19 protein-coding genes and 1 tRNA gene are annotated in these 15938 nt (G+C 57.0%); 16 read left to right on the forward strand and 4 right to left on the reverse strand.

Going from position 1 to position 15938, the window contains the following annotated elements:
- The first annotated feature begins 81 nt into the window (after positions 1–81).
- From LKE13_RS08380 to LKE13_RS08395, 4 genes are all read left to right on the forward strand, one after another.
- On the forward strand, positions 82–333 hold the full coding sequence (locus tag LKE13_RS08380) for a hypothetical protein (RefSeq protein WP_227950140.1): 252 nt from the start codon (positions 82–84) through the stop codon (positions 331–333).
- A gap of 139 nt (positions 334–472) precedes the next feature.
- The gene (locus LKE13_RS08385) at positions 473–1081 is read left to right on the forward strand and encodes a hypothetical protein (protein WP_227950142.1); all 609 of its coding nucleotides are present in this window, start codon (positions 473–475) and stop codon (positions 1079–1081) included.
- A gap of 190 nt (positions 1082–1271) precedes the next feature.
- Positions 1272–2507 (forward strand): acyl-CoA dehydrogenase family protein, encoded by a 1236-nt coding sequence (locus LKE13_RS08390; RefSeq protein WP_227950144.1) that lies wholly within the window; start codon positions 1272–1274, stop codon positions 2505–2507.
- Positions 2508–2605: 98 nt separating this feature from the next.
- Complete coding sequence (locus tag LKE13_RS08395) at positions 2606–3337, forward strand: hypothetical protein (RefSeq protein WP_227950146.1); 732 nt, start codon at positions 2606–2608, stop codon at positions 3335–3337.
- A gap of 3 nt (positions 3338–3340) precedes the next feature.
- Here LKE13_RS08395 and LKE13_RS08400 read toward each other — a convergent pair whose 3' ends face one another.
- Positions 3341–3580, reverse strand: a complete 240-nt coding sequence (locus LKE13_RS08400) for a GIY-YIG nuclease family protein (RefSeq protein ID WP_415776519.1) — start codon at positions 3578–3580, stop codon at positions 3341–3343.
- Positions 3581–3728: 148 nt separating this feature from the next.
- Positions 3729–3802, reverse strand: a tRNA-Gln gene (locus tag LKE13_RS08405).
- Positions 3803–4000: 198 nt separating this feature from the next.
- Between LKE13_RS08405 and LKE13_RS08410 the strand changes: the two genes are divergently transcribed.
- The 12 genes from LKE13_RS08410 to LKE13_RS08465 all read left to right on the forward strand — a co-directional run bounded on the left by LKE13_RS08410 (position 4001) and on the right by LKE13_RS08465 (position 14797).
- Positions 4001–5116: a Ppx/GppA phosphatase family protein gene (locus LKE13_RS08410; RefSeq protein WP_227950151.1), complete on the forward strand. Its 1116-nt coding sequence runs from the start codon at positions 4001–4003 to the stop codon at positions 5114–5116.
- On the forward strand, positions 5113–5847 hold the full coding sequence (locus LKE13_RS08415) for an RlmE family RNA methyltransferase (RefSeq protein WP_227950153.1): 735 nt from the start codon (positions 5113–5115) through the stop codon (positions 5845–5847). Before LKE13_RS08410 ends, LKE13_RS08415 begins: the two co-directional genes overlap by 4 nt.
- 181 nt (positions 5848–6028) lie before the next feature.
- On the forward strand, positions 6029–7492 hold the full coding sequence (guaB, locus tag LKE13_RS08420; protein WP_227950155.1) for an IMP dehydrogenase: 1464 nt from the start codon (positions 6029–6031) through the stop codon (positions 7490–7492).
- Positions 7489–8793, forward strand: a complete 1305-nt coding sequence (locus LKE13_RS08425) for an RsmB/NOP family class I SAM-dependent RNA methyltransferase (protein WP_227950158.1) — start codon at positions 7489–7491, stop codon at positions 8791–8793. Before guaB ends, LKE13_RS08425 begins: the two co-directional genes overlap by 4 nt.
- Positions 8794–8934: 141 nt before the next feature.
- Positions 8935–9417 carry a tetratricopeptide repeat protein gene (locus tag LKE13_RS08430; protein WP_227950160.1) on the forward strand — a complete coding sequence of 161 codons (483 nt, stop codon included), beginning with the start codon at positions 8935–8937 and terminating at the stop codon, positions 9415–9417.
- Positions 9418–9489: 72 nt separating this feature from the next.
- Entirely contained in the window at positions 9490–11037 is a 1548-nt protein-coding gene (gene guaA, locus LKE13_RS08435; RefSeq protein WP_227950162.1) for a glutamine-hydrolyzing GMP synthase, read from the forward strand.
- A 182-nt stretch (positions 11038–11219) separates the two neighbouring features.
- Positions 11220–12377, forward strand: a complete 1158-nt coding sequence (locus LKE13_RS08440; RefSeq protein WP_227950164.1) for an acyltransferase family protein — start codon at positions 11220–11222, stop codon at positions 12375–12377.
- Between the two features lie 88 nt (positions 12378–12465).
- Positions 12466–13110 carry a DJ-1/PfpI family protein gene (locus tag LKE13_RS08445; RefSeq protein ID WP_227950167.1) on the forward strand — a complete coding sequence of 215 codons (645 nt, stop codon included), beginning with the start codon at positions 12466–12468 and terminating at the stop codon, positions 13108–13110.
- 35 nt (positions 13111–13145) lie between these two features.
- The gene (locus tag LKE13_RS08450; protein ID WP_227950169.1) at positions 13146–13574 is read left to right on the forward strand and encodes a PaaI family thioesterase; all 429 of its coding nucleotides are present in this window, start codon (positions 13146–13148) and stop codon (positions 13572–13574) included.
- Positions 13575–13626: 52 nt separating this feature from the next.
- Positions 13627–14031, forward strand: a complete 405-nt coding sequence (locus tag LKE13_RS08455; RefSeq protein ID WP_227950171.1) for an MAPEG family protein — start codon at positions 13627–13629, stop codon at positions 14029–14031.
- 16 nt (positions 14032–14047) lie between these two features.
- Entirely contained in the window at positions 14048–14203 is a 156-nt protein-coding gene (locus tag LKE13_RS08460; RefSeq protein WP_227950173.1) for a DUF5993 family protein, read from the forward strand.
- Positions 14204–14215: 12 nt separating this feature from the next.
- Positions 14216–14797: a disulfide bond formation protein B gene (locus LKE13_RS08465; RefSeq protein ID WP_227950175.1), complete on the forward strand. Its 582-nt coding sequence runs from the start codon at positions 14216–14218 to the stop codon at positions 14795–14797.
- Positions 14798–14807: 10 nt separating this feature from the next.
- Here LKE13_RS08465 and LKE13_RS08470 read toward each other — a convergent pair whose 3' ends face one another.
- Both LKE13_RS08470 and LKE13_RS08475 read right to left on the reverse strand, forming a co-directional pair.
- Positions 14808–15434: a glutathione S-transferase family protein gene (locus LKE13_RS08470; protein WP_227950177.1), complete on the reverse strand. Its 627-nt coding sequence runs from the start codon at positions 15432–15434 to the stop codon at positions 14808–14810.
- Positions 15435–15520: 86 nt separating this feature from the next.
- The gene (locus LKE13_RS08475) at positions 15521–15712 is read right to left on the reverse strand and encodes a hypothetical protein (protein WP_227950179.1); all 192 of its coding nucleotides are present in this window, start codon (positions 15710–15712) and stop codon (positions 15521–15523) included.
- Between the last annotated feature and the right edge of the window lie 226 nt (positions 15713–15938).

The raw sequence follows: 15938 nt of genomic DNA on the forward strand, positions 1-15938 counted from the left end.
GGCGTTAGGAGGTCATCTATTAACCTTTCGTTCACCCTCTCGCTTTATTCTTGGTGGGTCATTAACAGGAAAGGGTCCGTCATGCAGCAACAGGAACTCGCCTCCCTCGTAGAGGGATTGAAGTCCGAATTCGACAAAGCGCCTCGGCTGAACCGCAAATCGATCGCGGACCGGGCCAATGGTGCGAACCTTGCCGCGCTGGACCTGATACTTGAGACCACGGACACTGAGCAGGAGGGGGCGAGCCGCCAGGAGCAGGCGAAAACCCTTAAGGCACTGTCACATGAATTCAAGGATATCTCCGGCATTATCACTGGCCTCGGCCCGCGCTAACGCCGTCAAACCCGTCACAGCTTCGGCGGGGCACACTCTAAAATCAGACTTGGCAAATATGAGGGATGTGGTACATCTGGGGACATATCCCGGATGGTCGGCCCCTGTCGCGTTCCCAAGAGATGTTGTTGTGTAGAAGATGCCGCATTTATCTGATCTTAAAGCAAAACTGACGCTGCTCCGGCAGGCCATGATCAAGCGCGCAAAGACCAGTTCCCGAACGGAGCGGTTAATATTTGCGGCGCCGTTTCTGGCGGCGCTATTCTTTGCCGGAGTGACGCTGCTGCTGGATATCTTCCTGCGCGACATGACGGGGCTGGGGTGGATTTTCTCGCTCCTCGGCACGGCAGGTCTGCTGCTCGTCTTCTTTGCACCGCTCACCTTTGTCTCCGTCCGGCTTTATAACCGCATCTGGCACCGCCGGAAGGAACGGCGCTTTATGGATGCGCTTTTCATCGGGCTTTATCTCCCCCATGCCTTTGCCGTGCTGATCGTTGTGATTTCGCAGCTTGAAGGGTCTGAGAATATTATCAGTCTTGGCGCGGCGGTGATCACTTGGGCGATGCTGAGCCTGTTGCTCTCCCCGTTCACTGTGCTGCTGACGTTGCTTCTCTGGTCGTATCTGCCCAAAGAAATCCGCGTGCCAACGCAGCTTTTGCAGCTCCCCTCCCGCCTTAACGCGCGCGGCCAAACCCTCCTCGCCCCCCCGAGCGAGACGACAGACGAAAGCGACGCCCTCCGGACATAGGGCGCGCCTTTCTGCTATCAGTTCGCGCTTTACTTGGGGCGCCTTATTGTGCAGAATTTTGCCGGGTCGGCCTTGGGTTGCCGCGCGGCTGATCCCAAAAAGAGATAAAAAACAATAACTAAGAAGAATGTCCGGCGGCGGGAATAGCGGCCGGGCCCGGATAACATCCCCATAAGAAGGAGCAGGAAAAATGGCTGCCATTGCGTTCGATCTCCCCGATACAGTTGAACAGGTACGCGACGGGATTCGCGCCTTCGCCGAGCAGGAGGTGATCCCCCGCCATGAGAAAAATCGCGACCTTCTGGAGGATCCGCGCCGCAAATATGACGAGGATGGCCGTCTTTCCGCGCCGGTACGGGCGTTGATCAAGGAAATCCGCATGGCCTCGGCTGAGGCGGGCTATTACCATATGTGCGTGCCGGAGGCGCTCGGCGGTGGCGGTTTCGGGATGCAGGCCTATTATGTCTGCTGGGAGGAGCTGTTCCACAGCTGCGGGCCGCACAACTGGATGATGCTCTATGCGCTGTCCCATTGGGCCTTCGGGCCAAGCCGGCTGCTTGAAAAGGTGACGGATCGCGCGCGGGACGAGATTCTGGGCCCTCTCATGAGCGGGGAGAAATCCATGTGCTTCGGCCTCTCCGAACCGGGCGCGGGGTCGGACGCCTCCATGATCAAGACACGCGCCCGCAAGGACGGGGACGGCTGGGTCATCGACGGGCGCAAGATCTGGACCTCCAACGCGCCGATCGCCGATTACTGCGTGCTGTTCGCGGTCACCGATGCCGAGAAGGCGGCCGCGAAAAAGGGCGGCATCTCCGCCTTCCTCGTGCCGACGGATGCGCCGGGATTCGAGGTACAGCGCGTCGTCAAGCTGTTCGGCCATATCGGCGGGGACGAGGCGGAGCTGGTGTTCGAAGACCTCCGGGTCGAGCCCTGGCAGGTTGTCGGCGAGCTGGATAACGGCTTTGGTGCGGCACTCTACGGGGTGTCGCTCGGGCGGATTTACAACTCGGCCCGCGCCGTCGGGCTTGGCCGCTGGTCGGTGGAACTGGCCCTTGAATACGCCAAACAACGCATCGCCTTTGGCAAGCCGATTGCGGAATATCAGGGGGTGAGCTTTCCGCTCGCCACCGCCGCGACGGAGCTGCATGCGGCCCATCTGATGGGGCTGAACGCGACGAAACTCCTCGATCAGGGGGAGGCGGCGATCAAGGAACTTTCCATGACCAAGGCCTATTCGGTGCAGGTCGGGCTCAAGGCCGTCGACCAGGCGATGCAGGCCCACGGCGCCATGGGCCTCACCAACGAGATCGGCCTCGCCGAGGCGTGGCAGTACCTCCGCATCATCAATATCGCCGACGGCTCCAACGAAATCCTCAACAAGACCATCGCGCAGAGACTGCTGAAAGGTGATGTGGATTTGTAGGGAGCGGGGCGGAAAAATATTGCAAATGTTGATTGAAGCGTATTTATATTCAACATAAGGTAGCTTAACTCTCAACTCTAGCGAATTGGAGTTCTGCCTTGGCGCATCCCAAAATGAACCCTATTCAAGCCTTTTCTATTGAAGAATTGCTTGGCTTGTTGCGGCGGCAGGAGATGACAGTTCCTTTACGCGGCATGGGCCGGGAGAAGGAACATGTTGAGATTTATACAGCTTGCCGTCTCATATCCACTTTGGCAGCAACCAATCATTTCCGTTTTCCGTTGAAAATTACTCATGATGATAAGCCAGATTTTCTACTGTCTGCGGAGGGGAAAGAAATAGGTATTGAGGTCACTGAATCTGTCGATGAGCATGACGCTAAGCTCGATGCATGGTTGAATGAGCATAAGCCAGAAGAATATATTGAAAGCGGACGTTTCCGTTATGGTCAGAAGTACGGCAGAGAATATTTAAGAAATTTGCGTACGGGGAATGTTGCGCCTTCGCCGGGATATAGTGGTGATGAAGTTGAGTGTGATTGGGCATTCTATATGGCAGATCTCATTGAGAAAAAGAGATCCAAGATTAAGAATTTCACCTGTTTGAACCTCGATAAGAAATGGCTTTCGATATACGACAATCTATACTTACCGATGCCGGAAATGGATATTTGTATTAAATATCTAAGACCGCGTATTCACCAGACATGGCATGCAGATTTCGCTTTTGATGCAATTTTTATCGAGGCCGGAAACGAGATCGTCAGGATAACGGCTGATGGCTCAGAAATTCTTCCACTTAATGATCTTTGGAAAATCAGCAAAGGTTAGTTACTAAAAATGTTTCTTTGCGAAGGCGCGGCCGGAACCGGATTTTAGATATTTTTCGAAGTCCTCCGCCTTTGATGCATCCTCAAATCGGATAACCGTCTGGATTTTCCATGGGTTGAACTTGTTTGTATGGACTGACTCGCCGTTATTGTGCTGCGCCAGACGTTTGTTCAGGTCTGTCGTAAGGCCGACGTAAAACCGTTCTGGATAATCGATGCTTTGAAGAATATAGACGTAATGCATAAAGCCCGCCTTCGTTGCTTCGTCTTCGCTTGCGCTGCGACGCATCCACTTCGGCGAGGCATCCGCTTCGCACGCTCCGTCGCTGATTGGGTTTCACCCAATCTCGCCGAAGCTAGATTTTGCCTTTGGCAAAATCAGCGAAGGCGGATGGCTGGGGAACCTGGACTCGAACCAGGATTGACGGAGTCAGAGTCCGCTGTCCTACCATTAGACGATTCCCCACCATGCAGGCGGTGCGCCCGCGATGCGCGGGGCAGGCGGCTTACTAGCAATTCCGCGAGGACCTGTCAACGCTCCTTCAACACTCGCCCTCGCAAAAATATATATATGAACCTTTCGCGGAAAACTGTTAGCATGGGGGAAAGGGATCGCGGCGTTCATCGTCGCACCCGCAGAACTTTTACCTGGAGGTAGTCCTGGGTGGCAACATCACAACCCCGGAGAACAGACAAGAGTGACCGCAGAGGATATCGACGCAAACTTCACAACAACAGGGGATATGCGCCCGACGTGTTCGGCGCCCTTGATCTTGGGACCAACAACTGCCGGCTGCTGATCGCGAAGCAGCAGGGCAAGGGATTTCGCGTCATTGATAGCTTCTCGCGCATTGTGCGGCTGGGCGAAGGCGTCAGCCTGACCGGCAAATTGTCTGAGGATGCGATTGAGAGAACGGTCGAGGCGCTCGGCATTTGTGCGGATAAAATGCGCCGCGCAGGGGTCACCCATATGCGCTGCGTCGCGACGGAAGTCTGCCGCAAGGCGGACAACAGCGATGATTTCCTCGATCGGGTGCGGCTCGATTGCGGTATAAATCTCGACATTATCACCACGGCAGAGGAGGCGGCGCTGGCCGCTGAAGGCTGCGCCCCGCTCATTGATTACCGCCATCGGAACGCACTTGTTTTCGATATTGGCGGCGGCAGTACGGAGCTGGTCTGGCTCGGTCTTTCCGGCCGCAAACAGAGCGAGGTTCTGGGCTGGATGTCGATCCCCGTCGGCGTGGTCACCCTGACCGAACGGCATGGCGGGATGCAGGTCTCCGAAGGGGCCTATGCCGCGATGATTACCGATGTCCGCCATCATGTGGATGAGTTTGAGGCGGAGCACGGCATCGCCGGGCAGATCCGCGAGGGGAATGTCCAGATGCTTGGCACCTCCGGTACGGTGACGACGCTCGCGGGCGTGCATTTCGGGTTGGAACGCTATAGTCGCCGCCGCGTGGATGGGGCCTGGCTGAATACCAATGCCATGCTGGATATTTGCCATCGTCTCGCGGCCAGTGATTATGAGACACGGCGGAATGAACCATGCATCGGGGCGGAGCGGGCTGATCTTGTTGTTTCCGGCTGCGCGATTGTCGAGGCGATGCACAGCCGCTGGCCAGTCAAGAAACTGCGTGTTGCTGATCGGGGCCTGCGAGAGGGGATGCTGCTCGGGATGATGCGCGGCGCAAAAAGGGACCGCCGACAGGCGCAGGAGGCCGCCACACGGCGGCGACAGCAGAAGGCGGCAACTGAACCGAAGGCAGCAACATGAGTAATGGACCGAAACGCCCGAGCGGCAAAAGCGCCACCGGCATGACTGGACGGCTGCTCCATACCAAGGTGAAATCGGCACGGGGGCGCAAAACCTCCTCCACCAACTGGTTGCAGCGCCAATTGAATGACCCTTACGTGGCGGAGGCGCGAACAAGGGGCCTGCGCTCTCGTGCGGCGTTCAAATTGATGCAGCTTGATGAGCGGTATAACCTCCTCAAATCCGGCGATTTCGTCGTTGATCTCGGCGCCGCGCCGGGCGGCTGGACACAGGTGGCGGTGGGGCGTGTCGGGGCCGAAAAGGGCAAGGGCAAGGTCGTTGCGGTTGATATTCTGGAGATGGAACCAATCTCCGGCGCGGAGGTGATGCAGCTTGATTTCACCGAAGAGGACGCCGACGAAAAAGTAAAAGCCGTGCTCGGCGGTCCGGCGGATGCCGTTATCTCCGACATGGCCGCGCCGACGACAGGTCATAAGCAGACCGATCACTTGCGCATTGTCATGATGTGCGACCTCGCACTCGAATTCGCCATTGACGTGCTGGCGCCCGGCGGGGTGTTTATCGCCAAGGTCCTGAAGGGCGGCACGGAAAACGAGCTTCTGGAGCGGATGAAGAAGAACTTCTCCCATGTCCGCCACGCCAAGCCTGAAGCCAGCCGTGCCGATTCCCGGGAGGCCTATGTCGTTGCCACCGGCTTTCGCGGAAAAGACGACGCGGACGCGGACGAATAGCCCTCCTTTTGCCCTGCGAATAAAAAATGGGTGCTATGCAAAATTCGCCCTATGAATTTTGAAAACTGCCTGTATGATTGCGCGGCAATTCCATAGATCAAACTGACGGTAGCTGTATATATCTATACCGGCAGGGAATGATCTCCACCATATATAGTGCGTCTATGCGCCTGGAGTTGTCATGAATATCCGCGAAGCATTTACCTTTGACGATGTGCTGCTGCAACCGGCGGCCTCCGAAATCCTCCCCACGCAGGTCAATACGACAACCCGGCTGACCCGGGAGATCTCGCTTGGCATTCCGCTCATCTCCAGCGCGATGGATACGGTGACCGAGGCGCCAATGGCCATCGCCATGGCGCAGGCCGGCGGCATCGGCGTGGTTCATAAAAATCTCGATATCGAGGAGCAGGCGAACGAGGTCCGCCGGGTGAAGAAGTTTGAGGCCGGCATGGTCGTGAACCCGGTCACCATCGCCCCCGATGAGCCGCTCTCCGAGGCGCTCTTCCTGATGCAGGCGAACAAGATTTCCGGTATTCCGGTGACGGAGCGAAACAGCGGCAAGCTGGTCGGCATCCTCACCAACCGGGATGTCCGCTTTGCCACCGACAGCCGCCAGCCGGTCAGCGAATTGATGACCCACGAGAATCTGGTGACGGTGCGGGAAGTCGCGACGCAGGACGAAGCAAAACGCCTTCTCCATAAGCACCGGATCGAGAAGCTGCTGGTTGTTGATGATGATTATCGTTGTATCGGCCTGATCACGGTGAAGGATATCGAACGCTCGACCCTTTTCCCCAACGCCTCGAAGGATGAGCAGGGACGCTTACGTGTCGCCGCCGCCGTAGGTATCGGCGATGACGGCTTTGCCCGGGCCGAAGCACTGCTCGCCGCCGAGGTTGATGTGATCATCGTTGATACGGCGCATGGTCATTCCAGCCGGGTGCTGGAGGCGGTGACAAGGATCAAGAAGCTGAGTAACCGGACGCAGGTGATCGGCGGCAATGTCTCCACCGCGGACGGCACAAAGGCGTTGATCGATGCGGGTGTGGACGCCGTGAAAATTGGCATCGGCCCCGGTTCTATCTGTACAACACGGATTGTCGCCGGTGTCGGCACACCCCAATTGACCGCGATTATGGATGCGGCCGGGGCGGCGAAAGGCACCGGCGTTCCTGTGATTGCCGATGGCGGTATCAAGACATCGGGCGACCTTGCAAAGGCGCTCGCGGGCGGAGCAAGTTCCGCCATGATCGGCTCGCTCTTGGCGGGCACCGACGAAAGCCCCGGCGAAGTCTTCCTCTATCAGGGGCGGTCGTTCAAATCCTATCGCGGGATGGGGTCTCTGGGCGCGATGGCGCGGGGCTCCGCTGATCGGTATTTTCAACAGGAAGTCTCCGATAACCTCAAGCTCGTGCCTGAGGGGATTGAGGGGCGGGTGCCGCATCGCGGGCCGGCTAATGCGGTTATTCATCAACTCGTCGGCGGGTTGAAGGCGGCGATGGGCTATACCGGATCGGAGACGATTGAAAGCTTGCAGGAACGGGCCTCCTTCGTCCGCATCACCAACGCGGGCCTGACCGAGAGCCATGTGCATGACGTTTCCATCACACGTGAGGCGCCGAATTACCGGCAGAACGGATGACCCCGGCCGCCCGGCTCGCCGCCGCCGCTGAACTGCTGGAGATGATCGGCGCGGCCACAACCCCCGCCGAGCAGCATATCGGAACCTATTTTCGAAACCGCCGCTATGCCGGGTCGAAGGACCGCCGATGGGTCACCGAATTTGTTTATCGTGCTCTGCGTCGGCAGGGGGAGTTGGACTGGGCCGCGGTTGAGGCTGGACTTGAACAAACACCCCGAATCCGTTCTTTTCTAAGCCTGATCTTGTTCGATAATGTCGCGGCGGCGGATGTGCCCGCGAGTTGGTTTGGCGGGCCGCATGGTCTTTCCGAATTAACAACGGAGGAGGAAGCGGCGCTCGTCAAGGCGGCCACGCTTGATCTTTCCACCATGCCGACGGAGGCCGCCGGAAATTTCCCCGAATGGCTCACCGAGAAGATCACCGCGCAATATGGCGATCAGGCAGGCGAGGTGATGCGCGCCTATGGCTCCCGCGCGCCGGTGACCCTCCGGGTGAATGCGCAAAAAGGCACACGGAGTGATATCCAGTATTTCCTGAAAAATGAGGGGATCGATGTCGCGCCGACGGCGTTGTCCCCGGATGGGCTGACCATTGAGGGGCGATTGAACCTCAGCCGTCATCCGCTTCTGGAAAACGGCCGGATCGAGTTGCAGGACGAGGCGGCGCAAATTGCCTCCCGTCTCGCCGATGCGCGCCCGGGCATGACGGTTGTGGATTACTGCGCAGGCGGGGGCGGCAAGTCCCTCGCCATGGCCGCGACCATGGACTATGCGGGCAAGATCTACGCCTTCGATACCAATGCGCGGCGGATGCGCGATATCGGGGGCCGGGCCAAGCGGGCGGGGGTTACGCTGATTGAACCGCTCGCAATTGCCGGGGATGACAGCGATGACGAAATTTTCGCCCCCCTCGTCGGTCAGATGGATCGGGTGTTTGTCGATGCGCCCTGTTCCGGGTCCGGCACCTGGCGGCGGCAACCGGACCAGAAATGGAAACTGACCGAGGAGCGGCTGGCGGAACTCACCGCGGTGCAGTCGGAAATTTTGAGCCGCGCCGCGCCGCTGGTTGCGCCCGGCGGTCGTCTCATTTACGCGACCTGCTCGATCCTGCGTGAGGAAAATGCCGCGCAGATCGATGCCTTCTTATCGTCACATCCGGAGTTTAGTCTTCTTCCCGTGAGTGAGCTTTGGGAGACGGTGGGCCTTGATGGCAGCTGGGCGGACAAGATGTTCGCGGTGACGCCGACCGAGGGCGGAAGCGATGGTTTCTTCACCGCCGTTCTTGAAAAAAGCGCACAGTAGTCATAGTTGAAATATACTGGAAAATAATCACCATCTCGTGAACGGAATTGCCGTCCGGTTGCGTTATACTAGTGATCCAATGACGCGGACAGGGCGTATCTTCTTAAAATGCGCGGAAACGAATGGGAGTGGATGGGGACAATGACATTTCGCAAATTTATTCTGGCAATTTTCACCGTCTTTGCGGCGCAGCTTCTGGCCGCGCAGATTGTTTTCTCGGCTGGCAGCAGTAGCAGCACGACCGAGGCTGAGGCGCCGAAGAGTGCGGATTTCGCCGCCGGTAAGGCCGCCATCGACGCGGAGCAATGGGAAGCGGCCATTGCCGCCTTCACCAAGGTGACCACGGACGAACCCAAAAATGCCGATGCCTATAACTATCTCGGCTATGCCAACCGCAAACTGAAAAACTATGATGCGGCCTTTGAAAACTACAACAATGCCCTCGCCATCAACCCCGACCACAAGGGCGCGAATGAATATATCGGGGAGGCCTATTTGCAGACGGGCAATCTTAAAATGGCGGAGGAGCATCTCCTGAAACTGGATGCGCTCTGCTTCTTCGGGTGCCCCGAATATACCATGCTGAAACGCGCGGTAGAGGACTATAAGGCCAAGCAGAGCTAAGGTGGCGAAAAAACGCCGTTTCTCCGCATAAACGGGCTGGACAGGCACCCCCAAACTGTCTAAACCCCGTTTATGAAAAACAGTATTCTGATCATTGACTTTGGCAGTCAGGTCACCCAGCTGATCGCGCGGCGCGTCCGGGAGGCTGGGGTTTACAGCGAAATCATTCCTTTCAATTCTGCGGCCGAACGGCTGAACGACTTTGACCCCGCCGGGATTATTCTCTCGGGCGGTCCGGCCTCTGTCATCGGCGATGAGACGCCGCGCGCGCCCGACGCGGTGTTCGAGATGGGCGTGCCCATCCTTGGCATCTGTTACGGGCAGCAGACCATGGTCGATCAGCTCGGCGGCAAGGTCGAGGCACCGGACCATCGCGAATTTGGTCGCGCCGATATTAATGTGGTCGCGGATTGCGACCTTTTTAATGGCGTGTGGGAAGCGGGCGCACAGGATCAGGTCTGGATGAGCCATGGCGATCATGTGGTGCATATCCCCGAGGGCTTTTCCGTTGCCGCAACGTCCGAGGGCGCGCCCTTTGCGGCCATCGCCAATGACGAGAAGAAATTCTACGGCGTACAGTTCCACCCCGAAGTGGTCCATACACCGCGCGGGGCGGCGCTCCTTTCCAATTTCGTGCATCGTATCTGCGGCCTCGCGGGCGACTGGACCATGGCCGCGTTCAAGGATCAGGCGATTGACGCGATCCGCCGTCAGGTTGGGGACGGGAAAGTCATCTGCGGTCTTTCCGGCGGGGTCGATAGCTCCGTCGTGGCTGTCCTCATTCATGAGGCGATCGGCGATCAGCTCACCTGTGTTTATGTCGATACCGGGCTGATGCGCGCGGGCGAATCGGAGCAGGTGGTGAGCCTGTTCCGCGATAAATACAACATCCCGCTTATTCATCGCGACGCGTCCGATTTGTTCCTCGGCGAACTTGAGGGTGTCGATGATCCCGAAACAAAGCGCAAAACCATTGGCCGCATTTTTATTGATGTCTTCGATGAGGAGGCGAGCAAGGTCGGCGGTGCGGAGTTCCTCGCCCAAGGCACGCTTTATCCGGACGTGATCGAGAGTGTGTCGTTTGCGGGCGGGCCATCCGTCACCATCAAGTCGCATCATAATGTTGGCGGGCTTCCTGAACGGATGAATATGAAACTTGTCGAGCCGCTCCGTGAGCTGTTCAAGGACGAGGTTCGTGATCTTGGACGGGAGCTTGGCATGGCTCCAGAACTGGTCGATCGGCATCCCTTCCCGGGGCCGGGCCTCGCCATCCGCATTCCGGGCATGATTACTCGCGACCGGCTGGAAATATTGCGTAAAGCCGATACCATCTATCTCGACGAGATCCGCAAAGCGGGCCTTTATAACGAGATTTGGCAGGCCTTCGCGGTGCTGCTGCCTGTGCGGACCGTCGGTGTGATGGGCGATAACCGCACCTATGACTATGTCTGCGCGCTCCGGGCCGTCACCTCCACCGACGGCATGACGGCGGATTACTACCCCTTCACCCATGAGTTTCTGGGCCGCGTCTCAACCCGCATCATCAATCAGGTGAAGGGCATCAACCGCGTCGTCTACGACACCACCTCCAAGCCACCCGGAACGATTGAGTGGGAGTAGTATAGTATTCAAAATGGATAGCCACACGTCAAGAAAAGCCAATGGCGGGCGGAAATCAGTAATTAATCAATGTAGTCAATTAGATAATAATATTATATGCGCGGACCCTTCAGCATTCGTTAAGGTTAACGCGCTAGACTTCCTGTAGTATCAGTATCAGTATTCGTATCAGGAGGTCATGAGTGAAATATCGGCCGGAAATAGATGGCCTGCGCGCCGTTGCCGTTATGCTTGTCCTCCTGTATCACGCGGCATTTGGCGTTTTTGGTCGCCATGACCTGTTCGGCGCGGGAGATATCGGCGTCGATATCTTTTTCGTCATCAGCGGATATCTGATTACGAAGATTATCCTAAAGGAAATGAGCGAAACCGGAACTTTCAGTTTCCGGAAATTCTATGAACGACGGGCACGGCGTATATTGCCGGCGTTGTTTTTCATCATCCTGGCGAGTTTTCCGGTGGCGATCCATGTTTTGCCGCCGCTCGATCTGGCGACCTATCTGGACAGCCTTCTCTACATCGTTTTCTTCGTCTCGAACTATTTCTTTTATCAGAACCACGTTGGTTTTGGTGGAGAAGAGCAGTATCTTTTTGAACCCTTTCTCCACACTTGGAGTCTGGCGATTGAGGAGCAGTTCTATCTGGTTTTCCCGGTAATCCTGCTGCTGTGCGCAAGGTATTTTAAAAGATTTACCCTATCGATTTTATTGGTCCTGTTCTCGCTCAGCCTGCTTTTTGCGGAGTTCAACACAAACAGACATGGTGAGTTTAACTATTTTATGCTGCCGTCCCGCTTCTGGGAGCTGCTGGCGGGGGCGCTCCTTGCTCATTTGGAGCAGGAGTATGGAAAAATCCGGCGCCCGCTTCTGAATGCGGTGATGCCGGTGGTCGGTATGGCCTCGATCCTCTGGTTTCTCCTGCTGTTCGATCCGGGTCCGGAGCATCCAAGCCTGACGACCTTGGTCCCAGTGCTTGGAACCGTGCTCATCATCGCTTTCGCCTCCCAGGAGGATCTTGTGGGGCGGATTTTGAGCTTTAAGCCGATCGTCGGCATCGGGCTGATATCCTATTCCCTCTATCTCTGGCATTATCCCGTTTATACCTATTTTGAAATAACCCAGCCGGATGCCACGAATTTAGACAAGGTCGGCTGGATCATCCTGTCGTTCCTGTTCGCGATAATTTCCTATTTCTGCATCGAACAGCCTTTTCGAAACCGCAAGCTCGTTACGCCCAAGCCGTTTTATATATCTTTGGTGGCAGTGGCGGCTTTAATCGTTTCCGTCACATTATTCGGCGATCCCGTTAAAATTGCCCAGCTGAGTTTCCTGGCAGAGTAGGCTCCGGCCTGTTCCCGCATCAGCTTTGGGTTGCGCATTCTCCGCCCCTCGGGATAGATTGATCCTCTGGCTGAAGCGGAGCAAACAGATGAAAATCGCGATCCTCACCTTTCAGGGCTTTAACGAAATTGATTCCCTTGTTGCCTACCGGATGCTGCACTGGCTGCAAAAGCCGGACTGGGAGATCACCGTCTGCTGCCCGGAGGCGGAGGTGACGTCCATGGGCGGTCTTACCATCCGCGCCCAATCGGCCCTTGAGGACGCGAGCGACGCCGACGCGGTCATGATCGGTAGCGGATCGATGACACGCCAGATTGTCGAGGATGAGAGCATCATGAGCCGCATTAAACTTAACCCTGCGCGTCAGGTGATTGCCGCGCAATGCTCCGGCACCTTGATGGCGGCAAAGCTCGGATTGCTCGGTGGTGTGCCGGCCTGCACGGACAGCGCCACCAAGGAATGGGTGCGGGAGGCGGGGGTCGAGGTTCTGAACCAGCCGCTTGTCGCCCATGGCAATGTGGCGACGGCGGGCGGCTGTCTCGGCTCCGCCTATCTCACCGGCTGGACCATCGCCATGCTGGACGGGATCGAGACGGCCTCAACGGCGCTTTATTATTTTGCGCCGGTGGGGGAGAAGGACGGATTTCTCAAACGCGCCCAGCAAAATATCACGCCGTACCTGCCGGAAAGAATATCTGCCTCCCCGCAACGCAAGCCGGTTGACGCCGCCTGAGCAGGGGAGAATAAAAACAAAACGGGATAAGAAAAATGAGTACCATACCCGAGGGGTTTACGAAAAGTCCGCGCAAGAGTCCGCTCACCGATCCGTGGGAGCCGATCTATATAAAAATGGCAACTGAGGGCGGTATTCTTGGCATAGAGGTGCGGGAGGCCCATTGCAATGGCCGTGGCTTCGCCCATGGCGGGCTGATCGCCTCGCTTTCCGATAACACCATGGGCATGTCCCTTGTTCTGATGGCGCGGGAGAAATTCGCGAATGATAAGTTAAGCGCCGTGACCCTCAGCATGACCACCGACTATATCGACAGCGCCCAAATCGGTGACTGGCTGGAGTTCCGCGCGAGCGTGTTGAAAATTGGCCGCTCCATCGGCTTTACCGAGATGAAGGTGGTGGCGACAAAGGACGGGGAAGAAAAGCTGATCGCGCGGGCCAATGCCTCCTTCAAGCTTGTCTGAGGCCCCAGAATAGGTGCATGATGTGGATGCGCCGCGATAAGAGCGCGGATCAATGGAGAAAATAACTATGCATGTGACGGTAACGCCTATTTTCGCAGCCCTGCTCGGGCTGATATTTGTCTTTCTCAGCATCCGAACTGTCAACGCCCGGCGCAAGGCGCAAGTGTCCCTCGGCGATGGTGGGGACGAGCCGTTGCAGAAGGCGATCCGCGCCCATGCCAATTTCATCGAATATGTGCCGATCACCCTGTTGATGATGCTGTTTTTGGAGATGCGCGCGGTCAGCATCTATGTGATCATTGTGCTGGGTGTTCTGCTGTTCGTCGGGCGCTGCCTGCATGCGGTTGGGGTCAGCCGCACGCCGCCGAACTTCCAGTTCCGCAAAATCGGTATGGTGTTCACCTTTCTTGCCCTGCTGATCGCCAGCCTCTGGTTGCTCTATACCTATCTCATCTGATTAAGGGGAGGGGGAGATGATTGCACTTCTGTTTCTGTTGCTTACCCTGGCGATGCTGGCTGCCTGGCGGGATAAATGGGGGGTATCCTACGGCCTCTTTGCTGTCACCATGGGGCTCAGCATCTATTGGCTGAGGTTCCATGCGACTACGCCGCTCACCATTCAGCTATAAGGGGGCAGCGCGATGATGTTAGATGCCCGCGCGTCGCGCAATTTGAACGCCATCGGCCTTTTTGCCATTTGCGGTGTGCTGATCGCGGCCTATGCGATGCAATTCACCCTTGATGAACTGCCCTGTCCGCTTTGCCTGCTGCAGCGGGTCGGGCTGGTCGCGGTGGGATATGGGCTCTGCCTCAATCTGGTGCGGGGGCCAAAGCCGCATCACTACGGTATCATGCTGATCGCGGCCGTTTACGGCGGCAGCGTCTCTATCCGCCAGATACTCCTGCATATCGTGCCCGGCACCGGGCATTATGGGTCCCCGGTCTGGGGGCTGCATTATTATAGCTGGGCGGGGATCTGTTTCTTCCTGATCATTCTTGGCACCGCTTTCATGCTTTTGTTCGAGGGGCAGTTCAGCAAATCGCCCAAGCCAGCGCCCGCGAAGAAATTCGGCGGCAGCCGTCTCGCCATCGCGGCTTTTGCGCTGATGGTGCTGCTGGCGGCGGGGAATGCGGTGAGCACCCTGATCGAATGCGGCCCCACCGTCTGCGCCGATCCGCCGAAAAGCTACAAGCTGATTGATGATGTGAAGAAGGCGGAATAAGCCCTTTCCGTCACGCCGCGTCTTCTTCTGGCCAGGGGTTCTTCCAGGCGGGGACTTGCTCAAGTCTGGCGAGCCAGCGGGTGATGTTCGGGAAATCCGCGAGTGGCATTTCCGCCTCCCGCCAATAGCGCGCCATGGAGGCCAGCGAAAAGTCGGCGATGGTCAGGCGGTCCGCTGCGACGAAGTCTTTGTCCGCAAGATGCGCCTCCAGCACTTTCGCGTATTTCACGAAGTTCTTAGCGCTTTTCTCCAGCACAGCCGCGTCGGGCGGGCCCATGTTGAAGGTTTTCTTCACGATATGCTCGATATAATAAGGGCCAACGGCGCCGACCCAATGCCCTTCGTTCCAGGTGAGCCAGCGTAGCACCTCGACCTGCTCCGCGAGGTTTTCCGTCGGCCACATATCGGAGCCCGCCTTGATACAGATATGAGCCATGATTGCCGAGGATTCGAAGAGGGTGACGTCGCCATCGACCATCGTCGGCGCCTTCCGGTTGGGATTGAGCGCTTTATATTCGGGGGTATGAAGGCCGCCGGTTACCGGATCGATGCGGATCAGCTCCGCCTCCACACCCAGATGCTTGATAAGCGCGAGAACGCGCAGCGGTGCCTGTGCATGTATCCAGTAAATCTTCATCTCTCGTCCTTCCGTGTTTTTCCAGAACCATGCCCGCGCGGGGCCGGCATTGTCAATAACGGAGGAGAAGGGGAGGGCGCGAAGGCCTAGTGGTGGAAGGGGGGATCGGTGCGGCGGCGGCCAAGTTGGCTGCTCTTCTCGATCTCGCTTTCAATTTCCTCTGCGATATCGTTCCAGCCATATTGCTTCGCCGCATGGACGGCACGCTGTAACCCGCAGGTATCAATGAGGTTCTGCGCAATTGCCCGTTTGCGCTTGTCGAGGGATTGACTGGCCATCTACTCTAAACTCCGGTTCTTCATTTAAGAACGCTGCATTTAGGAACAGATTAAGGCCAAATCATGAAATTACGGTAAAGAGGCGAAAGCACCATGAAAAAGCCAAAACTTAATTATTAGAGTTATTGCATATGCAATGTGATTGTGATATAATTCATCTGTTGGAAGGAATTGGATTTCACTGCCACTTCGCCCCTTTTTCCGGGGGAATTTTAAAGGAGGTTTA

It is taken from the genome of Sneathiella sp. HT1-7, from assembly GCF_020731145.1.
GTDB lineage: Bacteria > Pseudomonadota > Alphaproteobacteria > Sneathiellales > Sneathiellaceae > Sneathiella.

Coding starts and splice junctions, on each gene's coding strand:
- LKE13_RS08450 (WP_227950169.1), top strand. CDS start 13,146: ATGAGTACCATACCCGAGGGGTTTACGAAAAGTCCGCGCAAGAGTCCG.
- guaA (WP_227950162.1), top strand. CDS start 9,490: ATGAAAAACAGTATTCTGATCATTGACTTTGGCAGTCAGGTCACCCAG.
- LKE13_RS08380 (WP_227950140.1), top strand. CDS start 82: ATGCAGCAACAGGAACTCGCCTCCCTCGTAGAGGGATTGAAGTCCGAA.
- LKE13_RS08470 (WP_227950177.1), bottom strand. CDS start 15,434: ATGAAGATTTACTGGATACATGCACAGGCACCGCTGCGCGTTCTCGCG.
- LKE13_RS08425 (WP_227950158.1), top strand. CDS start 7,489: ATGACCCCGGCCGCCCGGCTCGCCGCCGCCGCTGAACTGCTGGAGATG.
- LKE13_RS08455 (WP_227950171.1), top strand. CDS start 13,627: ATGGAGAAAATAACTATGCATGTGACGGTAACGCCTATTTTCGCAGCC.
- LKE13_RS08415 (WP_227950153.1), top strand. CDS start 5,113: ATGAGTAATGGACCGAAACGCCCGAGCGGCAAAAGCGCCACCGGCATG.
- LKE13_RS08445 (WP_227950167.1), top strand. CDS start 12,466: ATGAAAATCGCGATCCTCACCTTTCAGGGCTTTAACGAAATTGATTCC.
- LKE13_RS08430 (WP_227950160.1), top strand. CDS start 8,935: ATGACATTTCGCAAATTTATTCTGGCAATTTTCACCGTCTTTGCGGCG.
- LKE13_RS08465 (WP_227950175.1), top strand. CDS start 14,216: ATGATGTTAGATGCCCGCGCGTCGCGCAATTTGAACGCCATCGGCCTT.
- LKE13_RS08475 (WP_227950179.1), bottom strand. CDS start 15,712: ATGGCCAGTCAATCCCTCGACAAGCGCAAACGGGCAATTGCGCAGAAC.
- LKE13_RS08385 (WP_227950142.1), top strand. CDS start 473: ATGCCGCATTTATCTGATCTTAAAGCAAAACTGACGCTGCTCCGGCAG.
- guaB (WP_227950155.1), top strand. CDS start 6,029: ATGAATATCCGCGAAGCATTTACCTTTGACGATGTGCTGCTGCAACCG.
- LKE13_RS08400 (WP_415776519.1), bottom strand. CDS start 3,580: ATGCATTACGTCTATATTCTTCAAAGCATCGATTATCCAGAACGGTTT.
- LKE13_RS08460 (WP_227950173.1), top strand. CDS start 14,048: ATGATTGCACTTCTGTTTCTGTTGCTTACCCTGGCGATGCTGGCTGCC.
- LKE13_RS08390 (WP_227950144.1), top strand. CDS start 1,272: ATGGCTGCCATTGCGTTCGATCTCCCCGATACAGTTGAACAGGTACGC.